A 21,698-nucleotide genomic window follows, 5' to 3' on the forward strand; every position below is an offset into this window, starting at 1 on the left:
AAAAAAGGAAAGCCTCCGAGTGAGTGGAGGCTTTCCTTTTAGTGTTTCGGTCCGCAGCGGCTTAGTTCTTAAAAGCGGTTACAGGGAGAGAGCATCTATCTCATACTTTTCGTAAGTTGGGCTTCTGGTATATAATTCGAAAGGGGCGGCTACAGAGAGAGCTACCAGAAGGAGGTTTTCGATAATGTCTTTTTCCTATCAAACTTATGATGCAATTGGACTTGCAGAACTCGTCAAGGCGGGTGAAGTGTCTCCCCGTGAGCTCGTAGAAGCAGCCTTCGCCCGTATGGATGAAGTAAATCCGGTGTTAAATGCGGTCGTTCGTACCCGCCGCGAGGCTGCCCTGAAGGAAGCAGATGAAATGCCTACAGGTGACTCCTCCCGACCTTTTGCGGGGGTTCCTTTCTTACTGAAGGATATTTCTCAAGCGATTGGCGGAGAACCACTCACCTCTGGTGCTTTGCTTATGAAGAACCATATAGCCAAACGGGACTCCAATTTCGTAGCCCGTATAAGAAGTGGCGGCTTTATACCGCTTGGACATACAAATACACCTGAATTCGGACTTAAAAATATTACCGAATCGGTACTCCACGGCCCTGCCCGCAACCCTTGGAACACCGAATTTTCTCCTGGTGGTTCGAGTGGCGGTGCTGCCGCGGCGGTTGCTTCGGGTATCGTTCCGGCAGCTGGAGCCAGTGACGGTGGGGGCTCTATCCGAATCCCGGCGTCGTTCACCGGCCTGTTCGGGCTTAAGCCCACGAGGGGACGCACACCCGTGGGGCCGGGAATCGGGCGCCAGTGGCAGGGCGCATCCATCGACTTCGCACTGAGCCGTTCAGTAAGGGACAGTGCTGCAATGCTGGATCTGCTGCAGACCCTGCAGCCTGAGGCAGCTTTTCAGACCCCCCTCTACCCGGGGCTGTATCTGGACGACCTCTTAAAGCCTGTCCCCAAGAAGCTGCGAATCGCATATACAACGATCTCTCCGGTCGGTACACCAGTCAGCGAAGAAGCTGCAAGAGCGGTTCTAAAAACCGTGAAGTTTCTTGAAGCTGAAGGACATGAAGTAGAAGAAAGGCTAAGTCCGGTGAATGGTGTAAGACTCATGGAAAACTACTATACAATGAACGCTGGAGAGGTTGCAGCCATGTTTGTCTCGCTGGAGGGAATGCTTGGCCGCACCATTTCTGCCGGGGAAGTCGATGTCGTGACCTGGGTACTCGGCGAAGCCGGTAAAAACGTTACCGCCGCCGAATTTATCCACAGTCTACATGAATGGGACGTTGCAGCCGCTCAAATGTCTTCACTGTTCAAACGTTATGATCTATATGTGACCCCTACCAACGCCGACTCGGCACCAAAAATCGGTGAGCTTAGCCAGCGACCAGATGAAATCGAAAAACTGCAGCAAGTAAGCAACATGTCCAAAGATGAACAGCGGCGGATGATTTATACCATGTTCGAGCCAAGCCTTACCTACACTCCTTTTACCCAGCTTGCGAATCTCACCGGACAGCCGGCAATGAGCGTCCCTGTACATATGACGCCTTCAGGTCTGCCGGTTGGCGTTCAGGTGATGTCTTGCAAAGGCCGGGAGGATCTGCTGCTTCAGGTGGCTGCACGGCTGGAAGAGTCCGAGCTATGGGTGGGAATGAAGGGTAATCCTCTTATGCCCTAAAAGAAGATCCTGTTTGAAGCCGAGCTGGACCCGGCGTTTCAAACAGGCTTATTTGCATTTGACCGGATCGCGATCTGCCCTGCAATACAGGAAACAGAAAACTAATGGGAGAGGTTATACGTTCACGGACAGCATACCCGAATTGCCAATCCTGCACCTTGCTCCCAGCGCAAACTCACCTCAAACCCACCCCGGGCCCGCAAACCTCTGAACTCACCATCAGGCCAGGCATCCGGCAACGCCGGAAGCAGCTCTATAAAACCTTGATGGGATTGCATCAGCATCTCAATAATCCCGGAAGTCGCTGCAAAATTCCCGTCAACCCGTCAATTTGAAAAGCCAAACGAAGGGATACACGGTTGAAAAAGCGATTGATAATCACTGATATGTTGATTCCGCAAGCTTTCATAGGATCATAACGTATCTTCATTAAGCTGCAGCCATATCTCTCCTTCACAGCATCACTCGTTAAGCAAACCGCTCTTCCCTACGATATTCAGCCATTCACTTGCGATAAGATCATGCCCGGCAGCAGTCGGATGAACACCGTCCCAGAGCCAGTATTCCGCATCTGTTCTTTGGGCAGCTGTATCAAATACTCCTTGGAGAGGCACATGGATCGCATTAAATTCATCCGCAAGCTGTCGGACAACCTTCTGATAGTGTGTAATCCGCTCATTCCATGCTTCCCATTCCTCTGCCGGTGCTCCGGTATTTAGGATAAATGGCTCGCAAAGGATCAGTTTTGTTTCTGGCAGCACTTCACGTGTCTCCTCGAGCACATGTCGGTACGCCCGCTCAAACCGATCCGTCACTCCGCTCGGCTCGCCCTTCATCGTTCTCCATAGGTCATTAACGCCTATTAACAGACTGATAATGTCCGGGTTAAGGCTAATCGCATCCTCATTCCAACGGGCATATAAATCCGAGATCCGGTCACCGCTGATTCCCCGGTTATAGAATACAGGCTGCTGTTCAGCCAGTTCATTTCCGAGCTTGCCGCCGATAATATACGCATAACTGTGTCCTAGAATATGATTTGGATCATCATTGCGGCCACGGTTTCCATCTGTAATGGAATCCCCTTGAAATAAAATAACTTTACTCATTCGAATATTCATCCCTTTGATTATGATTTAATAGAAATGACGCGGATTCTCGTATCCCACTGTACGCGAGATTTCAATACGGACCATACGCAGATAATGAACAAAGGTTATCCCCGTCTTCCTTTTTAGCAGCGTGCTTGAACACTCCCGCCACCTGTAGAGGTGGAGGATTCTTGGGTAGTTGCTTCCAATGAAGCAGAGTTATGATAATTCGATTTCCCAACATGGAAAATCGAATCCCAAGCGATCCCTGTGGTTCCCACAGTTGAATGTATCCTGCTATTTAGACATTTGTTTGATGTTGTGTGCAGCATTCTCATCCCGATCATGAAGTGCATCACAACATGGACAGGTCCACTGCCGCACCGAAAGGTTTTTTACTTCTTGGTTGATGTAGCCGCACTCATGACACGTTTGGCTGGTGGGGGCGAAGGTGTCAGCCATCTTAACCGTCCGTCCGTACCCACTCGCCTTGTATGTAATTTGGCGTACGAACTCGCCCCATGACGCATCGGCAATCGATTTCGCCAGCTTATGATTTTTGAGCATATTTGCTACACGAAGATTTTCAATGCTGATCGTTTGGTTTTCACGGATCAGCCTGGTGGTGAGTTGGTGCAAAAAATCATGGCGACCGTTCGCAATCTTCTCGTGGATTTGGGCAACCTTCTGCTTGGCTTTAAACCAATTGGAGCCGCCTTTCGTGCGACGAGCCATGCGGCGTTGCCAGAAGGCTAACTTCTTCTCGTAGTGGCGAAACCACTTTGGATTGGCCTCACGTAATCCATCGGAGCAGACCGCAAACTCCTTGAGTCCAAGGTCTATGCCAATCGCCTTGTTGTTCTGCGGCAGGGGATGTATGTCAACTTCACAGACAATGGATGCAAAATACTTACCAGCCGCATTTCGTCGCACGGTGGCAGAAAGGATACGTCCCTCTAAGGCTCTGGAGTTGGCAAACCGAACCCAACCGAGCTTCGGAGCTTAAGTTTGTTTTCTTTAATTGCAATGTTGCCGTTGGTCTGTTTCGTGGAGCCTGATTCTGTTTTTTAAAGAACCGATCAAAGCTATCTGCCACGTGTCGAACGGCGGATTGCAAGGCGATACTATCCACCGTTTTGAGCCAATCAAACTGCCCTTTGAGAGTAGGAAGTTGTGTGGCACAGGTGTTGTAGGATAAGCCTTTTCCTGTTGTCGCATAGGTATTGTTCCATAGTCCCAAAAAATGATTGAACACAAAACGGCAACAGCCAAACATCTGATGGATGAGTTGCTGTTGTTCCTTTGTCGGATAGATTCGGTACTTATAGGCTTTATGGACCCGTTTTTGTGTACCAAAATCTGGATCCGATGCCAGCATGCCACACACCTCCTTTCAATAGGGTTATAAGGATATATTAGCACATATGTTCGGTTTCTTAAACCGCCGATTCATCCCCAACCTATAGAGGTAGGGGTGTTCTAGGCTTTTATTGATAAATAATTGGGATAAATTGCTCGAACACCGTGATGCTCGATTGGGAATCGTTATCCGGACTTTCGGCTGATTCCGCTTCAATCTCATCTCCTCCTTGGACTGGAGTACGAGCCTTTTCATGTATAATCTGCGATGCGATCTGGTGCAGCAAGGCCGTTAGTTCTTTCTGGTCGACTGGCTTTAATAAGTAATCATCAATCTGTAAGCGAAGTGTTACAGGTTAGATCTTATTATAACAACGCATCACCATAAAGAGCTGAAAATCGTAAAACTGCCGCCGCAGTTTCGAGTTAGAAACTACGGCGGCGGAATTACTTTTTAATCTCGAACCACTCTGAATTATTTGAACAATTCCTTCACGTCTGCATACTTCTTGTTCGCCCAAGACTCAAGATCAGGCATTCCCATTTTCACAACCTGTTGGACAATGGTATCGTAAATATTCGTTCCAATTGGTCTCCTGAGAAAAAAACGTTTTGCAACTTTTTCTTATTGCATAACGTTAATAGTAGTGAAAAGCACGTTTGAGTAATTCCCCAAAGGGTAATTAACCTTATACTGTGCTTCTCAATTGCCAAGGGGGAGAATGACCTATGATTAAGAAGAGATCTGTTTATGTTTTACCTTTTGCTATGTTGCTTTTTCTTTCCCTAATTACTACGGCAAGCACAGTCGGAACACGGGTGGATGCACAGAGCAGCGGACCCACACAAAGCCTCACTGTATACATTCAATCACTGCAATCCGGTAACGGAAAACTCTCCATTGTAGCCGATGAAATAGACTGGTATCAGGGCGAAAGCGCGAATCAAGTCTTTGCCGAAAGAGAACCGGAGGCTTATGCGGAAATAGGCGGAACGCCGGATGATTATTATATTGTAAACGACAGTGATACATTGACATCCTTTTCGCTTGCGGATAATCTAGCCGTCACTATGCAGCTTTTTGATCATACTGGAAATGCGGAGGATCTGGACATTCACTGGAATGAAATAATTACTCCTCAGCAGTTTAAAGATGCCTTCAGCAACACCGCCGATGTACTTGATTTGGGTCAATTTCCCTATCATATCACCGTCCAGGATGGTGTAATTACATCTATTGTGCAGCAATATATCCCTTAAATCGGCTTTAGCATAAATAAGTTATTCGAACATTACATTACACCTCCTTAGATATTCAAGGGGGGTGTTTTTGTGTGTCGATATACCCTATGTATAAATTCCCCTTTAAAAGTAAACGTTATTGGGTAATCAAGGAAGGGAGATGAGTCCCGTGCCATTTAACTGGATAAAGGATGCTTTGAAGCCTGCAAAGAGCCATAAACTAGATGCCTTAAAAACAAGACAGCAGGCTAATGATAAATCACTAACCACCTCTTTGTCTCATACCCTATCCTTCCTTGAATCAGAGCTAGGGAAAAGTCCTGACTTTGTTGTTCGCAAATTTAATGAGGACCCGGGACTGACTGACCCCGTTGCTGTCTGTTATATCGAAGGTCTTATTGATAATGTGCTCCTCACAGATTTAATAGAGGCCATTATTACTGAAAAAAGCTCACAATCCAATTTATCACTCGATGCTCAGGAAACGGCTGCATTATTTAAGAAAAAGCTCCCTTTAGGAAATATCAAAGCCGTTAAAACCGAAAATCAACTTATCCAGACCATACTTACCGGAAGCGCTATTGTAGTTATTGATGGGGTTGATTATGTACAGGCTGTCTCCATTTCGGGTGGAAGCCGGCGAAGCGTTGAGGAACCTACTTCTCAGACCGTCATTCGGGGTCCTAAGGAAGGATTTACAGAGGATATCTCACTTAACATAACCTTACTTAGACGAAAACTACCGACACCTCAATTTAAGCTTGAGAGTCATATTATCGGCGAATATACGAAAACAAAGGTCATATTGGCTTATATTGAAGGAATTGCACTGACGGAAGTGGTGGACGAAGTTAACCAGCGTCTCCGTGGTATTGATACGGATAGTATTCTGGAGAGCGGTTATATTGAAGAATTTATTCAGGACGGTGCGTTTTCCCCATTTCCGACGATTTTAAATACGGAACGTCCGGACACTGCTGCCGGGGCACTTCTAGACGGACAAGTAGTCATTTTGGTTGATGGTACCCCCTTTGTTCTGATTGCACCCGTTACTTTTTTTAATTTCTTCCAGTCAAGCGAAGACTATTACCAGCGATATGATATTTCCACCTTTCTTCGTATTATCCGACTTATGTCCTTTTTAGTCGCCTTGCTGCTGCCTTCCTTGTATATTGCCATCACGACATTTCAACAGGAAATTTTACCGACCACCCTATTGATATCTCTGAGTGCACAACGGGAAGGGACACCTCTGCCGGCTTTAATGGAGGCTCTGATGATGGAGTTGATGTTCGAGGTTATACGTGAAGCCGGAGTTCGGATGCCTCGGGTTATCGGACCGGCTATTTCCATCGTAGGTGCGCTGGTAATCGGTCAAGCCGCGGTACAAGCCGGACTGGTGTCGGGTGCAATGGTCATAGTTGTTTCTTTTACGGCCATAGCCAATTTTGTAATCCCCTACTTTAACATGGCATCGGCAGTCCGGTTAATCCGCTTTACGCTCATGATTCTAGGTGGAGTACTTGGATTTTTCGGGATCATCGCAGGCATAATACCCATTCTGACGCATATGGTCGCACTTAAATCCTTCGGCATCAATTATATGATGCCTTACGCTCCGTTCTATAAATCCAATATGAAGGACCTGCTGATCAGGGTGCCTTGGTGGGCTATGAAAACCCGTCCTAACCGAAAGTCGAGTTCCAATAAGTATAGACAGGCAGCACACCAATTCCCTGATAGCTCAGTCCAGAAGGGGAACACCAATGAACCCGATTCCCAGGAATAAGGAGAGATCAAAATGCGCAAATTAGGGGTTATAACTTTTTTAATTCTTATAGGCCTTTGGCTCTCAGGATGCGGTAACCGTGTCGAATTAAATGAACTAGGGATAATAACAGCTACCGGAGTAGACGGGAAAAGCGGTGCATGGATTGTAACCTACCAAATAATCATCCCTTCGGCAATGGCCTCAGGAACAAGCGGAGGAGGCGGAGGAGGTTCACAAGCTGCCGTTCATACCTTTTCTACAGAGGCGAAAACCATAAGAGAAGCAGTAGATATAAGCAATCTTGAAAATCCGCGCAGACTATATTTCTCACATAACAATGTGCTTCTCATAGGCAAAAAAAGTGCAGATCAGGGAATTGACGAGATTATAGATATTTATTTACGTAATTTTGAAACGCGTGAAACTGTGAAAGTATTAGTAGCTGACGGCGAAGCCCGTGAACTCTTGAAGCAGCTTACACCTCCTGAGAAGGTTCCAGGTGTAGCATTGGCAAAAATTCTAGCAAAGGATAATCAGTTAGGGAGTTTTTTTCCTTTAATCACTATATATGAAATTGCCCAAAGAATCAGTTCAGAAAGCGAAGCAGCTGGCATTCCGGAGGTATCTAAGGTTGGTTCCGAAGATGAAAAACTCGATACTATCGAGGTTTTTCAAAAAACATCCGCCAAGGCTAAGCTAAAACTTACCGGTTTGTGTGTGATCAAGGGGAGCAAAAGAATTGCAACGCTGAAACAAAAGGAAAGTCAAGGCGTTAGTTGGTTAAACAATCAGATGAACAGCAGTACCCTGTCTTTTACAGATCCGGTTAAGAAAAATGAGGAGAAAAGGTATACCGCTTTTCAGGTCCGTAAAGCTAAAGTAAAAGTTACCCCAATAAAAGGTCCTCTGCATTACACCTTGAAGGTGGATGTGAAGGTAAGAGGAGAACTTGTGGAATCCGAGTCTAAAATAAATATCACTAAATCTAAAGGGATTAATCAGATGCAGCAGCTTATCAATAAAGAAATAGAGGCCCAAATTCAGAACAGCTGGCAAACTATTCAGGATCTCAAGGTTGATCTGGCAGGGGTTGGAAATAAAATTCATCGTAAATACCCAAAAGAGTGGCACAAAATTAAAAAAACCTGGCCTGAGGAATTAGCAAGAATGGATATCAAAATAAATGTTGAAACGGTTATCAGCCGAACTGGATTGTTTCAAAACTCATTCAAAAAGCAGATCGGCAAGTAATAGGACAAAAAGTAAAGGAGGATGAAGCTAATCTATGAACCTAGGTAAAATCAGAGTATCTGAGTTAGTTGTTGTTTTTTCCATTTTCGAAGTCGGAAGCACTACTTTATTCTTGATGGGAGCAGAGGCTAAGCAGGATGCTTGGTTAGCAATGGTAATAGGTGCCACAGTTGGGTTAGTCCTTCTTTTACTTCATCTGGCTATTCACCGGCGGGAACCACAACTGGATCTCTTTCGACTATTCCGTCGTTACATGGGCAAATATCTGGGTACCATCATGAATGTATTGTTTGTTGCCTACTTTACATACGAAGCTTCCAGAAATTTGCGTGATTTCGGAGAACTGACAGTAATGAGCTTACTGAATCGAACACCGGTATGGATTATTATTTTGATAGTACTCCTGATCATATCCAATTTGGTCCGCTATGGACCTGAGGTGTTCTTCCTGTTCTGCATGATTCTATTCCCCGTAATGCTAATAGGTTATTTGACCATAAGTATTCTAATTCCGGCTACAGGTCTTTTTCATTTCGAGTATATGCTCCCGGTACTGGAGTATGGTTTTATGCCTGCTGTAACCTCTGCGATTCCCGAGATCGTTTCCTTTCCATTCGGTCAGACGGTGTTATTTCTTGTTTTTTACCCGCTCGCCATGAAAGGACGTAATCTCCCCCGTGCTGTTATCATTACGTATCTTACTAGTGCGCTTTTTCTGACTATTTTTAATCAACTGAATATTTTTGTGCTTGGAACTGATCTGGCGCCTAACATGACCCTGCCTCTTCTGGAGACTGTGCAATTAATACAGTTGACACAGGTATTTGAACGGACAGATGCCCTTTTCACCATGGTTCTCTACATAGGACTGGGAACCAAGATGGCTGCCTTTTATTTAGGTGCGTTGATCGGTCTTGAAAGAATAACCAAAATCAGCTATAAAAAGTGGGTCATCCCTCTATCCATTCTACTATATTACCTTGCCTTTTTATCTCCAAATTACACACATCATATCGAGATCGGCCGGGGGATCGCTGTTAATAAATGGTGGCCTATATTCCAGATCCTCCTTCCCGTATTACTGTTTGTCGTGATGGTTATTCGAAGACGGAAGAAAGCTTGATCTGTACACTCCATCACGGCCCATTCAGCAACAATTCAAAAAAACCGCCTCGGCAAGTACACCGTTGACGGTCTTTGGAGTCTTTAATACTAATCGTATTCTTCTCTACTCTTGGGTGCGGTCATCCGGTACCGGAAAACCAAAATTCGGCGTTCCGTCCAAGTTCCAAGTGAAAACCTGGGCACGAGTATGACGATTCGGATCATAGAGAGGATCTCCCACGATTTCCGTGTAGTTTCTCGCATGATAGACAATGATATCCTCACTGTCATCCGCAGAACGTGTGAAGCTGTTATGACCTGGACCAAATTGCCCCGTAGTCGCGTTGCTCTGGAACACGGGCACTACCGATTTGGACCATGAAGCCGGATCCAATAAGTCGCTATCTTCGGATGCAGCGAGCAGTCCCATGCAGTAATTATGGTCGGTTGCGCTTGCTGAGTAACTAATGAATACTCTACCGGCATGTTTAACTACCGCCGCTCCTTCATTTACTTTGAAACCGATAATCTCCCACTCAAGCTCGGGCGTTGAGATCATGACCTGCGGTCCTTTGATCGTCCAAGGGTTCTCCAATTCTGCTATGTAGAGATTAGAGTTCCCTTCTATTGCCGGGTCTTTCTGTGCCCAAATTAAGTAGGATATCCCTTTATGATCAAACCTTGTGGCATCCAGCGAAAAGGACTCCCAATCCGTATGAATCTGACCCTTTTCTACCCAAGTACCTTCAAGAGGATTGTCCGCTTCGTTCTCCAGAACAAACATACGATGGTCAAATATACCCTCAATCGTATCTGAAGTATGTGCTGCAGCAAAATAGACATACCATTTGCCGCCGCTATAATGGATTTCAGGTGCCCATATGTTAGCACTCATGAGCCCGCTGTCGTGTTTTCTCCAGATGGTTAGAGGCTCTGCCTCGCTTAACTCATTTAAGGTCAGAGTTCTTCTGATTTCAATTCGATCATATTCCGGTACAGAGGCGGAGAAGTAGTAATATCCGTCTGTATGTTTATATACCCAAGGGTCTGCACGTTGTGGAAGAACGGGATTATTTAATTGTTCCTTTGGAAACATCTGAATTTCTCTCCTTTATTCTATCTTTAGGGAAACTGAAAACCTGCAACTAACCTTTAACTCCACCGGCTGTCATGCCTTCAATGAAGTATTTTTGGAAGAACACAAATACGATTAGAACGGGAATGATTGCAAATACAGAACCGGCAATTAGAATTTTATAGTTGTTGCCATAAGGCGTAAGCAGTGTAGATAAACCGATTGGAATGGTCAGCTTATTCGTACTGTTCAGCACGATCAGCGGCCACAAGAAGTTATTCCAGCTAGCCAGTGCCTGCAGAATAGCCATGGATGAGAAGGCTGGAGCCATTAACGGCATCATAATTTTGAAGAAAATTCCATACTCCGTACATCCGTCTACACGGGCTGCATCAAGGAAATCCTTTGGCAGACCACCGGCATACTGTCTGAAGAAAAAGATTGGCAGCGGGGCCACGACAAACGGTAGAATAACACCCCACATGTTGTTGATCAGGTGAAATGAAATAGCGAGCTTATACATAGGCAGCATAATGATTTCCAATGGCACAGCCATTATGATAAGCACGAGTACGAACAGAAAATTACGGAATCTAAACTTATACACAGCAAGCGCATAACCTACCATGGAAGACAACAGTAGACATAGAACGGTGAACGTAAAAGTAATTAATACGCTGTTCTTATACCATGTAACATAATTCTCTTTCGGGGAAAATAAATTCGTGTAATTGGAGAGCGTCAGAAGCTCTTTATCCAAGCTTAAATTCAGACCATTCCGGAGCAATTCCTGAGCAGGTTTGAACGAAGCGATAGCAAGCGTAACGATAGGGAACAGTGCAAAGATTGCGAGTGCGGAAAAGAGCAACAGCAGCAGCACCCGATTTAGCGACCATTTGGTTTCTTCGGCAGTTTTCATCGGCTACTCCTCCTTCTTAAATAATCCAAACAGATTCAATTGCACGAATGTGATAATAAAGGTAATGGCAAGCAAGACGATACCCACAGCAGCACCGAGGCCCAAGTTATTTTGTTCCCAGCCGCTGCGATATAAGTAACCCACCATCGTGAGACCGATATCTTTCGGCGAGCGGTTGCCGCTATAGAGCATATAGCTTTCTGTAAACATTGCATAACCGCCGTAAATACTGATTGTGAACACGTAAATAGTAATTGGTTTTAACAAAGGGACTGTGATATTAGTGAACTTCTTCCATGTATTTGCTCCATCAATTTCAGCGGATTCATAAACTTCTTTTGAAATGTTCTGCAGACCAGCCATGAAATAAAGCATATTAATCCCCATCCAACGCCAGCATGCCAGAATCAGCAAGGTCATCAGACCCAGCCAGCGATCACCCAACCAGCGCTGCTTCTCAAAACCGAGCGCAGTTATAAAGGTGTTCATAAGTGATCCGTCCAATTCGCCGAAAGCGAGCCGAAAAATAGTTCCCGCAACAACAACTGAAGTCAATGCAGGGATAAACAGAGTTGAGCGGAAAAAGTTCTTGAATATCATAACTTTGGAATTCAAGAATGCAGCAAGCACCAAAGGTATCGGTATTAGCAAAAGCAGTGTTAATGCGGTATAAACTGTACTGTTCTTAATGGCCTTGAAGAAGGTTGGGTTCCACAGCTCTTTATAATTATCGAAGCCGATAAACTTACTGGAGCCCGGCACAATTTCCTGAAAGCTCATAATGAATGCCGAAACCACGGGGTAGGCAAAAAACACGGAGAACGAAATAATAAACGGGAGTACAAATACGTAAGGGGCAATCTTCTGCGAATAGAGCAGACTGGAAATCGATGATGATCCAGACGTTTGTTTCACCCGGGTAACGTTAGGCGTATTGCTCATAAACCGTAACCCTCCTTTGGTAATAACACATCACCGACGTCAAGGGTCGGTGATGCGTTGCTTCTCTTTTTCTATTACAAACCGGAATTTACATCTTTCAATACTTTTTCAGTGTCTTCATTATCAAGCAGAATTCGAACGTTGGATTGTGTTTTAATCGCGTCAATCACTTGAGGTGTTTTCTCACCGATGTTGATGCCTTCAATCTCGTCTTTCACTTCAGTAAGAACATCGAAAATATTATTGCCGAAATACTCGGTGAATTTGTTAGGCGCCTTCATTGCTTCATCATCCCATACATCGGAACGAAGCGGATCAAAGCCCAGAATAGTCCAAGTAGCAATACTTCCTTCTTTGGAGAGCTTAGCGAAGCTCAGGAATTGCTTCACAAGATCTTCACTCTTGGTTTGCTTAGTGATTACAGTTGCAGTACCACCCATACCTGCCGAGCGAGGTTCGCCTGTACTCCAAGCTGGCATTGGGCGGATGATCATTTTACCCTTCAAATCAGGCATGCTGTCTGTAAAGCGGCCCATATACCAAAGAGGCATCCATACAGAAGCTGCTCCGCCTTTACCCATAAATCCGAAGTACTCTTCAGCATGATGGAATCCACCAGGTGCCCCAACAGCCACGCCTGATTTCATTTGCTCTTGTTGCCATTTCATAACTTGTGTAACTTCAGGTCCATCAAGGTTTGGTGTACCGTCTGCTTTCAACAAATCATCTTTTGATGGAAGCTGAGCGGTTTGCAGCCACATCGACCACTGCTCGGAAGTTTCCAAGGTTGTCATAGGAATCCCTGTTTTGTCCAGAACGACTTTACCTGCTTTAGCAAAATCATCCCAAGTTTTGATATCGTCGGCATTCACGCCTGCCTTATCGAGAATTTCTTTGTTATAATAGATTACGGAAGCGCCTACATGATAATCAATCCCATAATAATTTCCGTCTTTAGCGTAAATATCAAAGCGGGCTTTAACTAAATTATCCAGATCGGGTTCAACAATATCATTTAGAGGTACAAGTTGTGGCTCACCTTTGATATAGTTAGGGAATTTACTAATTTCAATATCTGCAAAGTCAGGTGCTCCGCTGCCTGATTGTAATGCTACCAACAATTTGTTGTGCACATCATCATACGGGCTCACGTTAGCCACCAGTTCAATAGTTTTGTCGGGATTAGCTGTATTCCATCTCTTCACCATTTCAGTATAGAATTCGGCATGAAGCTGTTGGAACGTCCAGAACTCAACTTTGGTTGCCTTAGCAGTAGATGGTGCCGTATTACCACTGCCTTCGTTAGTAGCCTTTCCTGCGTTGTTCGCAGTGTTGTTTGCATTATTGCCTCCGCAAGCAGACAATGCTAGGGTCATAACAAGTGATACTGAAAGCAAGCTTAGACTCTTTTTCCTCATTCTATAATCCCCCTATTGTGTAATATATGCTGAATCCCAAAGGATAAAAGCCTTTTGTTTAACTTTCTTTAAATCAATTTATACTTTTATATTATATAGTTCAATAATGAATGTCAATACTAAAATGTATGCGTTTTCTTGATTATTTATATAAACTAAAGAGCTTGTTTTATTAAAATTCGTGGTACATTTTGCGCATAAAGTTTGATATTAGGTTAAATTTATGGAATTTTAAAGAAGTTTAATGACAAATCATTGCAAAACGCCGCTTTTTGTTTATAATTAATTAAAATGAAACAAAATTATCATTGAGAGAGGACGCTGTGTGCTTTGATTCACATAAAAGATCTGAAATCAGGTTTGAATATTTTTAAGGCTTTAAGCTCAGATATTCGAATTGAAATATTGGGATTACTTAATACTTATGAGAGTCTTAATCTGAACGAAATTGCTGAGAAGCTTGGTTTAACCAACGGTGCGATTACAATGCACATTAAGAAACTTGAGGAAAGTGGATTAATTGATATTACCACTGCAGTTGGCAAGCATGGAATCCAAAAAATTTGTTATTTGAATGAGAATATGCTCACTGTTGATTTACGAAGTAAAGAAACGGAGAACGTGTATGAGGTTGATATTCAGGTGGGTCATTATAGTGATTATTATGCCGAACCTACGTGCGGTCTAGCCACTAAAGACAGTATTATAGGAGAGTTTGATGATCAGCGTTACTTTGCAGATCCACAGCATATTAATGCAGGCATTGTCTGGCTCAATAAAGGGTATTTGGAGTACCGAATTCCGAATTATCTGAAATCTAACCAAAGATTTAAAGAACTTCAGTTTGTCATGGAGATCAGCTCTGAGGCTCCGAGTTATAACAATAATTATCCATCGGATATTGTGTTCTCCCTCAACAAAATCGAATTAGGATCCTGGACCTCTCCAGGGGATTTCGGGGATCGAAAAGGAAACTTTAATCCTCAGTGGTGGCCGCCGCATCTTAATCAGTACGGAATGAATAAGCTGCTTCGTATTAATGACGATGGAACCTTCATTGACGGCTGCCGTATTTCAGACGTGAGAATCTGTGATATTGGGCTGCATCAGCAATCCGATATCAAATTCAAAATTGCGGTTTCCGAAACCGGTCATTCCGGTGGTCTTACCATTTACGGACGCAACTTTGGCAACTACGATCATGATTTGGTAGCAAGAGTAATGTTTGATGTGGTAAATTCCTAATCTTAACATGACCTATCGACTTGTATAATTGCTATCCCTTCGACGCAAAATAACCTTTGTCTCCAAAACCACCGAGAAGGAGTGTTTCGAATGCGCGAAGGTCTGATTCCCACTATTCTTGGAACTGTTGTCTGTGCTTCAAGCGCCGCTTTTCTGGGTAGCAGAAGATATAGAATGGCTGCTACAGGCGTGCTAGGGTTCGGTCTTGCTCATGTAGTGTTGGGTACGATTGACTTGTTTGAACACCGTTAATTGTTTGGAGAATGCTGAGAGGTGCTCACAGTGCCTCTTGGCTTTTTTTGTACAAAAATAAAACGACCCTCCCCCTGTACCGGGCTTGGACCGCTTAATGTTGATTATTTATTTCACAGCAACATAAAAGAGACGTTCGGCCCCTTCATCCGCCTCGACCCACTTGAAGTCAGCGTAGGTTTTAACATTAGAGAAACCGGCCTTAAGCAGCTCAGCAGTCAGCCATTCGGGATCATAAGCACGTTGAACATGAGTTTCTTCAAAGCGCCGATACAGATTGACTTCTCCGCTCTCTCGGGCAAATATCACTAAGTGGTGCTCAATCTCACGACGAGGGGCATCCAGCTCACAGGTCCATATATAAGATACGGATTTCTCGTCCAGGATGAACGGCTGCTCTTCTTCGTAACGAATTAACGTATTCGGATGGTGCACATCGAATAAAAAAGTGCCACCGGGCTTAAGCCCTGCAAAGGTGCGGGCAAAGGTAGACTTAATATCACTTTCATCAAGCAAATAATTAAGACAGTCGCAGAAAGATATAACGGAGTCCACCGTCTCCGGCAGCTCCCATTCCGTCATATTCTGCCTGATCCAGTGTACCCTACCTTCTCGCAGAAAGCGGCGTCCCTGAGGATGCTCCTCCAGCTTCTGCCTTGCAACCGAAAGCATGTCCGAGGATAAATCAATACCACTCATGTGATATCCTGCACCCGCCAGGGGAATAGTAATACTGCCTGTTCCGCAGCCCAGCTCCGCTACAGATACCGGCTTTCCATGTTTTTTCCACGCGGTTTCAGCAAAGGTCAGCCAATCCGGATAGGGCATATCGGCCATTAGCTCATCGTATACATATGCAAATTTCCCATAGGAAGACACCAGAGTACACCGCGCTTTCTGTTCAAAAAATAATAATGACTTTTATTCGGCAGGCTCATTACCTTCAACTGAGGTTTCTTCTTCCTTACGGGCAAGATACGTCCAGTTCTCTTTTTGAGTAATAAGTCCTTCTTTCATCAGCTTGCCAAGCGCTCTCTTGAAGGCTGACTTACTGATCCCGAAGCGCTGCTTAATAATATCAGCCGGTGTAGCATCGGAGTAAGGCATCGCTCCGCCCGGACGCGCATTCAGAAATTCCAAAAGATTAGCGGAATCTAAATCCATACCCACTTCTTTACGGGGGGCCATAGAAAGATTCACCCGTCCATCTTCCCGAATGTGCGTTACTCGTGCTTCAACCTGTTCGCCGAGTCGCAGCAAACGGCTGCGTTCGGAGGAATGAATCATGCCGATGACACCAAAGCCTAATACCCCAGCATCCACCAACACAAAAGTACCCATTTGCAGCGGTCTGTACACTCTGGCAGTAACGGTTTGACCCATCCACGATTCAGGTGCATTCAGAGATTTCTCTTCAAGCTCATACTCTCCGGCCAGTTTAGCACGAAGACGTCCTTGTTTATCATGCTCCATCATTACATATACACAATCACCTATCTGTGGACGGAGTTCCTGGAGCTCAGGAAGTTCACTGATCGGCAGCAGCAGTTGCCGTCCAAGTCCAATTTCCAGAAAGCAGCCCAGTCGAGGATGAACATCAGCCACTACAAGCAATGCCATTTCTCCAAGGGTGAGAAACGGTTTTTTCATCGTTGCAGCGAAGCGGTCTTCTGTATCAAAGAACAGAAAAACCTCGACGGAATCACCCGGTTTGATTTTACGTGTAAGCTCTGTATAATGCAGCATAACATCTTGATCACCTGCAGTCAGAAAGTAACCGTACGGAGATACTTCCCGTGCTACCTTCAATGTAACTATAGTTCCTGCAATCAAGCTCATACAGACGTTACTACTTTGGCATCAGACCAAAGACGTTCGATATTGTAATATTCACGTTCATCGCGGTGGAAAATGTGTACCACCACATCTCCCAAGTCCATAAGAACCCAACGTGCTGAATCTACACCTTCCATACCGCGGATAACTCCTCCGGCTTCATGTACTACTTTACGAACTTCAGTTGCAATGGCTTGCACCTGTGTGTCGGAATTACCATGGCAAATGACAAAATAATCACTGATAGGTGAAATATTCCGCAGATCCAACGCAACCACGTTATTTGCTTTCTTGTCTTCCACTGCTGTAACGGTTAACTGTAGTAATTTTTCTGGACTTAATTTCATCTTTTTTCCTCCAATGCTCTAACTAAATCATTTCGTGCCAGCACAGTCAGCGGGAATACAATTCTCCGCTTCTCCAGAAGAACACGGATCGTAGAATCAAATCCTGCTACGAGTCCTTCCTCGAGACTAACCTTGGCCAGCTTGCGTATTTGATCCACTCCAGGGAAATCCCGTCCGGGTTCAATATAATCGGCTAAACATACAATTTTTTCGAGAAGACCCATGCCCTCTCGGCCAGATGTGTGATAGCGTATGGCATCCAGAACTTCAGGATCATGTATCCCATACTCTTTCTCGGCAACAAACGCGCCTACCTCAGCATGCCACAGCTGCTTATCATGAGACAGCAAGTCCTTAGAGAGCGCATGCTCCTCAATAATCTTCCGCATTCTTTCAACGGCCCAATACTTAGCTACATCATGCAGAATAGCTGCTGTCTCTGCACGCTCGGGATCAGCTCCATATCGTCCCGCTAATTTAACGGCTGACTCCATAACGCCAAGTGTATGCTTCCAGCGCTTGTCTGGCATCTGCGCAGATACGGCTTCAATCAGCGCTTCGCGGCTGTACTCCATACAATCCACTCCTATGAACATAATTAAAAACGGCCTCAGGCACCATATAGCGGATCGACTTCCCCTCTGCTGCCCGTTCTCTGAGCATTGTGGAAGAGATATCAATTTGCGGCATATCTGCCAGCACAACCTTTTCGGCGATATTCGCGGGCAGTACTGCAAGATCAAGCTTTGTTCCTGGGCGACCCACACCGATAAAAGTAAGCCGCTCCACAAGCTCTTCAATTCCTTCCCATTTTGGTAAGAATTGAACCATATCCGCTCCGATAATAAAATAAAGCTCCAGCTGAGGAAATTCCTGCTGCAGTTTTCTTACCGTCTCAATCGTGTAAGAGACACCCCCGCGGGCAATTTCCCAGTCAAGGGTTCGAAAACTTTCATGGGCTTGAACTGCTTCCTGCACCATCGCCAACCTATCCTCACTTGATACTCCGGCCTCATGCTTATGCGGGGGGATATGCGACGGCATAAACCAAACTTCATCCAAGCTATAGGTATCTCTAGCAGATTCAGCTGCCAGCATATGACCCATATGCAGAGGATCGAAGGTACCTCCCATGATTCCGACTTTCAAGAGGCCACCTCCTTAAAGATCATATAAGATGACAACCGGCTCATCTTTATTCTCTAACGGGGCAGCTCAATAGTCTTGTTATCCCTTGACTCTTTATACAAAACAATCGTCTTTCCGATGACTTGAACGAGCTCGGAACCTGATTGTTCAGCCAACGCTCTGCCAATTACTTTAGGATCCTCAACATTATTGTTGAGCACGCTGATCTTCATAAGCTCACGCTTCTCAATAGCTTCCTCAATATGGCGAACAAGATGGTCGTTTACGCCACCTTTACCGACCTGAAATACCGGGTCAAGATGGTGTGCCATAGAACGAAGGTAGCGTGTTTGTTTTCCAGTTAACATAAATGAACAAAACTCCTTAATTAACATATATTATTACCCGAATTTCCTAAAACCATTTCCTAGTCATTACCACTAAGACAATCTAGAATAGTCTGCCGCATGACTCCGATTGGAGCATCCTGTCCCGTCCAATACTCAAGCGCATAAGCGCCCTGATAAACGAACATACCGAGACCTCCATGAATACGACAACCGCGTTCTAAGCTTTCCTGGAGCAGTCGGGTACGGAGTGGATTGTAAATCAGATCGCTTACAACCATCCCCTCGCAAAATAAAGTGGTATCTACAGGGGATTCATCCATATGAGGGTACATCCCCACTGAGGTAGTATTGATTATCACGTCTATTTCCTTTAATAACTCTGGAATCGAATCCAGACCTATTCCGGTGATATTACCCTTACTACTCCACTCCTCCGCAAGTTCCAATGCTTTGTCAGCAGTACGGTTAGATACAACAATCGATGCCGGACCTTCCTGCAGCAGGGCAGCTATAATCCCTCTGGCAGCTCCCCCCGCTCCAATAACCAAAATTCTCGTTCCGGTTAAATCGGAAATGGCTTCAGCCTTCAGCGAACGAACGTAACCAATGCCATCTGTATTGTATCCAGTCAATACTCCGTTATCATTCACAATGGTATTAACAGCACCAATATCCTTTGCGCTTTCATGCAGTATATCCAAATATGCCATAACAGCTACTTTATGAGGAATCGTGACATTAACACCGCGGAAGCCGAGTGTCCTAATCGCCTCTACAGCTTCTCCCAGTTTGTCCGGGGTAATATGCAGAGGGACATAAGCCCCTGATATCCCCATGGCCCGCAAAGCAGCTGTGTGCATGATCGGAGATTTAGATTGCGCAATAGGGTCACCCATGACTCCAAGCAGAATATCCCCGTTGCCGGCGGACCAAGTTGCAGTTGTCTCTGGCACTCTTGTAACCTCCCTAGTTAAATCAGTGAAGGGCGGGTAAGTACCTTCACTCCACGCGGAACGTGTACAGCAATTACAGCCCCTTCAGTACTGTTCAGTTTAATCCATCCCAGGCCTGATACATATATATCGGTATTACTGTCCCGATTGATTCGGAACTCGTGACGCTGCCATTGTGGAAGCTTGTCCATACGATCTGTTCCTGGAGGAGATAATAACTCACCGCGATGCTCCTGATATAGGGAATCTGCACGTTCCAGCTTCGTCCGGTGAATTTTGAGTGTTCCGCTGATGAAGCAAGTGAAAGACTGACGCGCACCTTGAACAAAATCAAACCTTCCCAAACCTCCAAAGAACAGGCTTTGCCCCTCATTAAGTTGATATACCGCAGGTTTCAAGGTTTGTGCCGGCATTACCGCATCCAAATCCTGACGTTCTACCAATTCGCTATAGCGCCAAGGGTACACAATACCGGGAGTATCGATAATGTAGTGTCCGTCATCGAGCGGAATTTTGACTGTATCCAGGGTAGTACCCGGGTACTGTGAAGTTGTAAGCTCCTGATCCAGATCACTATAATCTGAGATTAGACGGTTAATCAGAGTGGATTTACCTACATTAGTAGCTCCGACTACATAGACATCCCGTTGTCCACGAAGTTCAGTAACCGATTCAAGCAAACGGTCAAATCCCTGATTGCGTTTGGCGCTGCAGAGTATGATTTCCTCAGTCTTCATACCATGCTCTTTACAGCGCTGTTGCACCCAATTCCGCAGTTTGTTCAAATTCGTCACCTTAGGCAGCAAATCCACTTTGTTCACTGCCAGTATAACAGGGTTATTACCCACGAACCGTTGCAAACCTGAAATTAAACTTCCTTCGAAATCAAACAGATCGACGATGTGGATAACGAGTGCATTCTTCTCACCGATCCCGCTTAGCAAACGAAGGAATTCATCCTGATTCACAGAAACGGATGAAGCCTCATTATAGTTTTTAATCCGGAAACAGCGCTGACAGATGACTGGCTCCCGATCATAGGCGACCTCAGGAATAAACCCCGGAATCTCCTTATTTTCGGTTTGCAGCTTAATTCCGCAGCCGCTGCATTTTACAGGAAGCTGTGCTTCATGCTCTTGACTCATTTCAATTTTTCCTCCTCGTGCTCATGCCACAATCCTTGTTTGCGCAGTCTGGTCAGAGCAATCTGCTCAATTCTGCGATTAATTCGGGTACCTATACCTTCATCCTTCACCGAAATGGGAAGGACTAATACGGTATGAAGACCCAGCCGATTTCCGCCATAGACATCCGTAAGCATTTGGTCACCTACAACAATAGTTTGCTCCGGTGATAACTCCATTTGCTTCATCGCCTTGCGAAAGGGCGCATTACTGGGCTTGCGTGCCTGATGTACAAATTCAATATTAAGCGGAGTGGCAAAACGCGACACCCGATCCATGTTATTATTTGATACAATGATCAGCTTAAAGCCGAACTGCTTCACTTTCTCAAACCACAACAGCAGTTCCGGAGTAGCTAAAGGTGCTTTGGCACCTACAAGCGTGTTGTCCAGATCCGTTATAATGCCGCGATAACCCTTGATATATAGCTCCTCTAGAGGAATATCAAATACAGTATTCACGCGGAGTTTGGGGACGAGCATTTCAAACAATACGTTCACCTCGATTTCCTACAAAAAAATATATCATACTCTCTGCACTTCGCAAATGA

General features: G+C 45.0%; 21 protein-coding genes and 2 pseudogenes. 7 read left to right on the forward strand and 16 right to left on the reverse strand.

The window, feature by feature from the left end:
- Positions 1-184 precede the first annotated feature (184 nt).
- Positions 185-1,681, forward strand: coding sequence for an amidase (locus J2T20_RS01675; protein WP_307584934.1), 1,497 nt, complete (start codon positions 185-187; stop codon positions 1,679-1,681).
- Positions 1,682-1,836: 155 nt separating this feature from the next.
- Here J2T20_RS01675 and J2T20_RS01680 read toward each other — a convergent pair.
- The 3 genes and pseudogenes from J2T20_RS01680 to tnpB form a co-directional block, all read right to left on the reverse strand.
- Positions 1,837-2,007 (reverse strand): annotated as a pseudogene (locus J2T20_RS01680) (glycoside hydrolase family 95-like protein); the annotation flags it as partial.
- Between the two features lie 135 nt (positions 2,008-2,142).
- On the reverse strand, positions 2,143-2,790 hold the full coding sequence (locus J2T20_RS01685) for an SGNH/GDSL hydrolase family protein (RefSeq protein ID WP_307584937.1): 648 nt from the start codon (positions 2,788-2,790) through the stop codon (positions 2,143-2,145).
- A gap of 285 nt (positions 2,791-3,075) precedes the next feature.
- Positions 3,076-4,150: pseudogene (gene tnpB / locus J2T20_RS01690) on the reverse strand (IS200/IS605 family element RNA-guided endonuclease TnpB); the annotation flags it as partial.
- 710 nt (positions 4,151-4,860) lie between these two features.
- Here tnpB and J2T20_RS01695 point away from each other — a divergent pair.
- From J2T20_RS01695 to J2T20_RS01710, 4 genes are all read left to right on the forward strand, one after another.
- The gene (locus tag J2T20_RS01695) at positions 4,861-5,391 is read left to right on the forward strand and encodes a hypothetical protein (protein ID WP_307584939.1); all 531 of its coding nucleotides are present in this window, start codon (positions 4,861-4,863) and stop codon (positions 5,389-5,391) included.
- Positions 5,392-5,542: 151 nt separating this feature from the next.
- Complete coding sequence (locus tag J2T20_RS01700; RefSeq protein ID WP_373457737.1) at positions 5,543-7,162, forward strand: spore germination protein; 1,620 nt, start codon at positions 5,543-5,545, stop codon at positions 7,160-7,162.
- A gap of 12 nt (positions 7,163-7,174) precedes the next feature.
- On the forward strand, positions 7,175-8,395 hold the full coding sequence (locus J2T20_RS01705) for a Ger(x)C family spore germination protein (RefSeq protein ID WP_307584943.1): 1,221 nt from the start codon (positions 7,175-7,177) through the stop codon (positions 8,393-8,395).
- Between the two features lie 34 nt (positions 8,396-8,429).
- A complete protein-coding gene (locus J2T20_RS01710; RefSeq protein ID WP_307584946.1) occupies positions 8,430-9,518 on the forward strand; it encodes a GerAB/ArcD/ProY family transporter in 1,089 nt (362 codons plus the stop codon).
- Between the two features lie 105 nt (positions 9,519-9,623).
- Here the strand turns inward: J2T20_RS01710 and J2T20_RS01715 are convergent, their stop codons facing one another.
- The 4 genes from J2T20_RS01715 to J2T20_RS01730 form a co-directional block, all read right to left on the reverse strand.
- Positions 9,624-10,595, reverse strand: a complete 972-nt coding sequence (locus J2T20_RS01715; protein WP_307584948.1) for a glycoside hydrolase family 43 protein — start codon at positions 10,593-10,595, stop codon at positions 9,624-9,626.
- Positions 10,596-10,644: 49 nt separating this feature from the next.
- Positions 10,645-11,493 carry a carbohydrate ABC transporter permease gene (locus J2T20_RS01720; protein WP_307584950.1) on the reverse strand — a complete coding sequence of 283 codons (849 nt, stop codon included), beginning with the start codon at positions 11,491-11,493 and terminating at the stop codon, positions 10,645-10,647.
- 3 nt (positions 11,494-11,496) lie between these two features.
- Positions 11,497-12,435 (reverse strand): carbohydrate ABC transporter permease, encoded by a 939-nt coding sequence (locus tag J2T20_RS01725; RefSeq protein ID WP_307584952.1) that lies wholly within the window; start codon positions 12,433-12,435, stop codon positions 11,497-11,499.
- Positions 12,436-12,509: 74 nt separating this feature from the next.
- Positions 12,510-13,853, reverse strand: a complete 1,344-nt coding sequence (locus J2T20_RS01730; RefSeq protein ID WP_307584954.1) for an ABC transporter substrate-binding protein — start codon at positions 13,851-13,853, stop codon at positions 12,510-12,512.
- Positions 13,854-14,183: 330 nt separating this feature from the next.
- Between J2T20_RS01730 and J2T20_RS01735 the strand changes: the two genes are divergently transcribed.
- Complete coding sequence (locus J2T20_RS01735; protein ID WP_307584956.1) at positions 14,184-15,098, forward strand: ArsR/SmtB family transcription factor; 915 nt, start codon at positions 14,184-14,186, stop codon at positions 15,096-15,098.
- Between the two features lie 90 nt (positions 15,099-15,188).
- Positions 15,189-15,350, forward strand: a complete 162-nt coding sequence (locus J2T20_RS01740) for an asparagine synthase (protein ID WP_307584958.1) — start codon at positions 15,189-15,191, stop codon at positions 15,348-15,350.
- 108 nt (positions 15,351-15,458) lie between these two features.
- Here the strand turns inward: J2T20_RS01740 and J2T20_RS01745 are convergent, their stop codons facing one another.
- From J2T20_RS01745 to J2T20_RS01785, 9 genes are read right to left on the reverse strand one after another with little or no spacing between them, the layout of a single operon-like run.
- Positions 15,459-16,229 (reverse strand): class I SAM-dependent DNA methyltransferase, encoded by a 771-nt coding sequence (locus J2T20_RS01745; RefSeq protein ID WP_307584960.1) that lies wholly within the window; start codon positions 16,227-16,229, stop codon positions 15,459-15,461.
- A gap of 42 nt (positions 16,230-16,271) precedes the next feature.
- A complete protein-coding gene (locus tag J2T20_RS01750; protein WP_307584962.1) occupies positions 16,272-17,189 on the reverse strand; it encodes a CvfB family protein in 918 nt (305 codons plus the stop codon).
- The gene (gene rsfS / locus J2T20_RS01755) at positions 17,186-17,533 is read right to left on the reverse strand and encodes a ribosome silencing factor (RefSeq protein ID WP_307584964.1); all 348 of its coding nucleotides are present in this window, start codon (positions 17,531-17,533) and stop codon (positions 17,186-17,188) included. The genes J2T20_RS01750 and rsfS overlap by 4 nt, the downstream gene beginning before the upstream one ends.
- A complete protein-coding gene (gene yqeK, locus J2T20_RS01760; protein ID WP_307584966.1) occupies positions 17,530-18,108 on the reverse strand; it encodes a bis(5'-nucleosyl)-tetraphosphatase (symmetrical) YqeK in 579 nt (192 codons plus the stop codon). Before yqeK ends, rsfS begins: the two co-directional genes overlap by 4 nt.
- On the reverse strand, positions 18,080-18,682 hold the full coding sequence (locus J2T20_RS01765; protein ID WP_307584968.1) for a nicotinate-nucleotide adenylyltransferase: 603 nt from the start codon (positions 18,680-18,682) through the stop codon (positions 18,080-18,082). Before J2T20_RS01765 ends, yqeK begins: the two co-directional genes overlap by 29 nt.
- Before the next feature lie 53 nt (positions 18,683-18,735).
- Positions 18,736-19,029 carry a ribosome assembly RNA-binding protein YhbY gene (yhbY, locus tag J2T20_RS01770; protein WP_307584970.1) on the reverse strand — a complete coding sequence of 98 codons (294 nt, stop codon included), beginning with the start codon at positions 19,027-19,029 and terminating at the stop codon, positions 18,736-18,738.
- Between the two features lie 59 nt (positions 19,030-19,088).
- The gene (gene aroE / locus J2T20_RS01775; RefSeq protein WP_307584972.1) at positions 19,089-19,964 is read right to left on the reverse strand and encodes a shikimate dehydrogenase; all 876 of its coding nucleotides are present in this window, start codon (positions 19,962-19,964) and stop codon (positions 19,089-19,091) included.
- A 17-nt stretch (positions 19,965-19,981) separates the two neighbouring features.
- Positions 19,982-21,109, reverse strand: a complete 1,128-nt coding sequence (gene yqeH, locus J2T20_RS01780; protein WP_307584973.1) for a ribosome biogenesis GTPase YqeH — start codon at positions 21,107-21,109, stop codon at positions 19,982-19,984.
- Positions 21,106-21,639: a YqeG family HAD IIIA-type phosphatase gene (locus tag J2T20_RS01785; protein ID WP_307585104.1), complete on the reverse strand. Its 534-nt coding sequence runs from the start codon at positions 21,637-21,639 to the stop codon at positions 21,106-21,108. Before J2T20_RS01785 ends, yqeH begins: the two co-directional genes overlap by 4 nt.
- Between the last annotated feature and the right edge of the window lie 59 nt (positions 21,640-21,698).

Origin of the sequence: Paenibacillus wynnii (assembly GCF_030812855.1) — a bacterium.
Lineage (GTDB): Bacteria > Bacillota > Bacilli > Paenibacillales > Paenibacillaceae > Paenibacillus_AQ > Paenibacillus_AQ wynnii_A.

Bases quoted from the DNA above. Each gene is read 5' to 3' on its own strand.
- J2T20_RS01675 (WP_307584934.1), top strand. From the start codon at position 185: ATGTCTTTTTCCTATCAAACTTATGATGCAATTGGACTTGCAGAACTC.
- J2T20_RS01685 (WP_307584937.1), bottom strand. From the start codon at position 2,790: ATGAGTAAAGTTATTTTATTTCAAGGGGATTCCATTACAGATGGAAAC.
- J2T20_RS01695 (WP_307584939.1), top strand. From the start codon at position 4,861: ATGATTAAGAAGAGATCTGTTTATGTTTTACCTTTTGCTATGTTGCTT.
- J2T20_RS01705 (WP_307584943.1), top strand. From the start codon at position 7,175: ATGCGCAAATTAGGGGTTATAACTTTTTTAATTCTTATAGGCCTTTGG.
- J2T20_RS01710 (WP_307584946.1), top strand. From the start codon at position 8,430: ATGAACCTAGGTAAAATCAGAGTATCTGAGTTAGTTGTTGTTTTTTCC.
- J2T20_RS01715 (WP_307584948.1), bottom strand. From the start codon at position 10,595: ATGTTTCCAAAGGAACAATTAAATAATCCCGTTCTTCCACAACGTGCA.
- J2T20_RS01720 (WP_307584950.1), bottom strand. From the start codon at position 11,493: ATGAAAACTGCCGAAGAAACCAAATGGTCGCTAAATCGGGTGCTGCTG.
- J2T20_RS01725 (WP_307584952.1), bottom strand. From the start codon at position 12,435: ATGAGCAATACGCCTAACGTTACCCGGGTGAAACAAACGTCTGGATCA.
- J2T20_RS01730 (WP_307584954.1), bottom strand. From the start codon at position 13,853: ATGAGGAAAAAGAGTCTAAGCTTGCTTTCAGTATCACTTGTTATGACC.
- J2T20_RS01740 (WP_307584958.1), top strand. From the start codon at position 15,189: ATGCGCGAAGGTCTGATTCCCACTATTCTTGGAACTGTTGTCTGTGCT.
- J2T20_RS01750 (WP_307584962.1), bottom strand. From the start codon at position 17,189: ATGAGCTTGATTGCAGGAACTATAGTTACATTGAAGGTAGCACGGGAA.
- rsfS (WP_307584964.1), bottom strand. From the start codon at position 17,533: ATGAAATTAAGTCCAGAAAAATTACTACAGTTAACCGTTACAGCAGTG.
- yqeK (WP_307584966.1), bottom strand. From the start codon at position 18,108: ATGGAGTACAGCCGCGAAGCGCTGATTGAAGCCGTATCTGCGCAGATG.
- yhbY (WP_307584970.1), bottom strand. From the start codon at position 19,029: ATGTTAACTGGAAAACAAACACGCTACCTTCGTTCTATGGCACACCAT.
- yqeH (WP_307584973.1), bottom strand. From the start codon at position 21,109: ATGAGTCAAGAGCATGAAGCACAGCTTCCTGTAAAATGCAGCGGCTGC.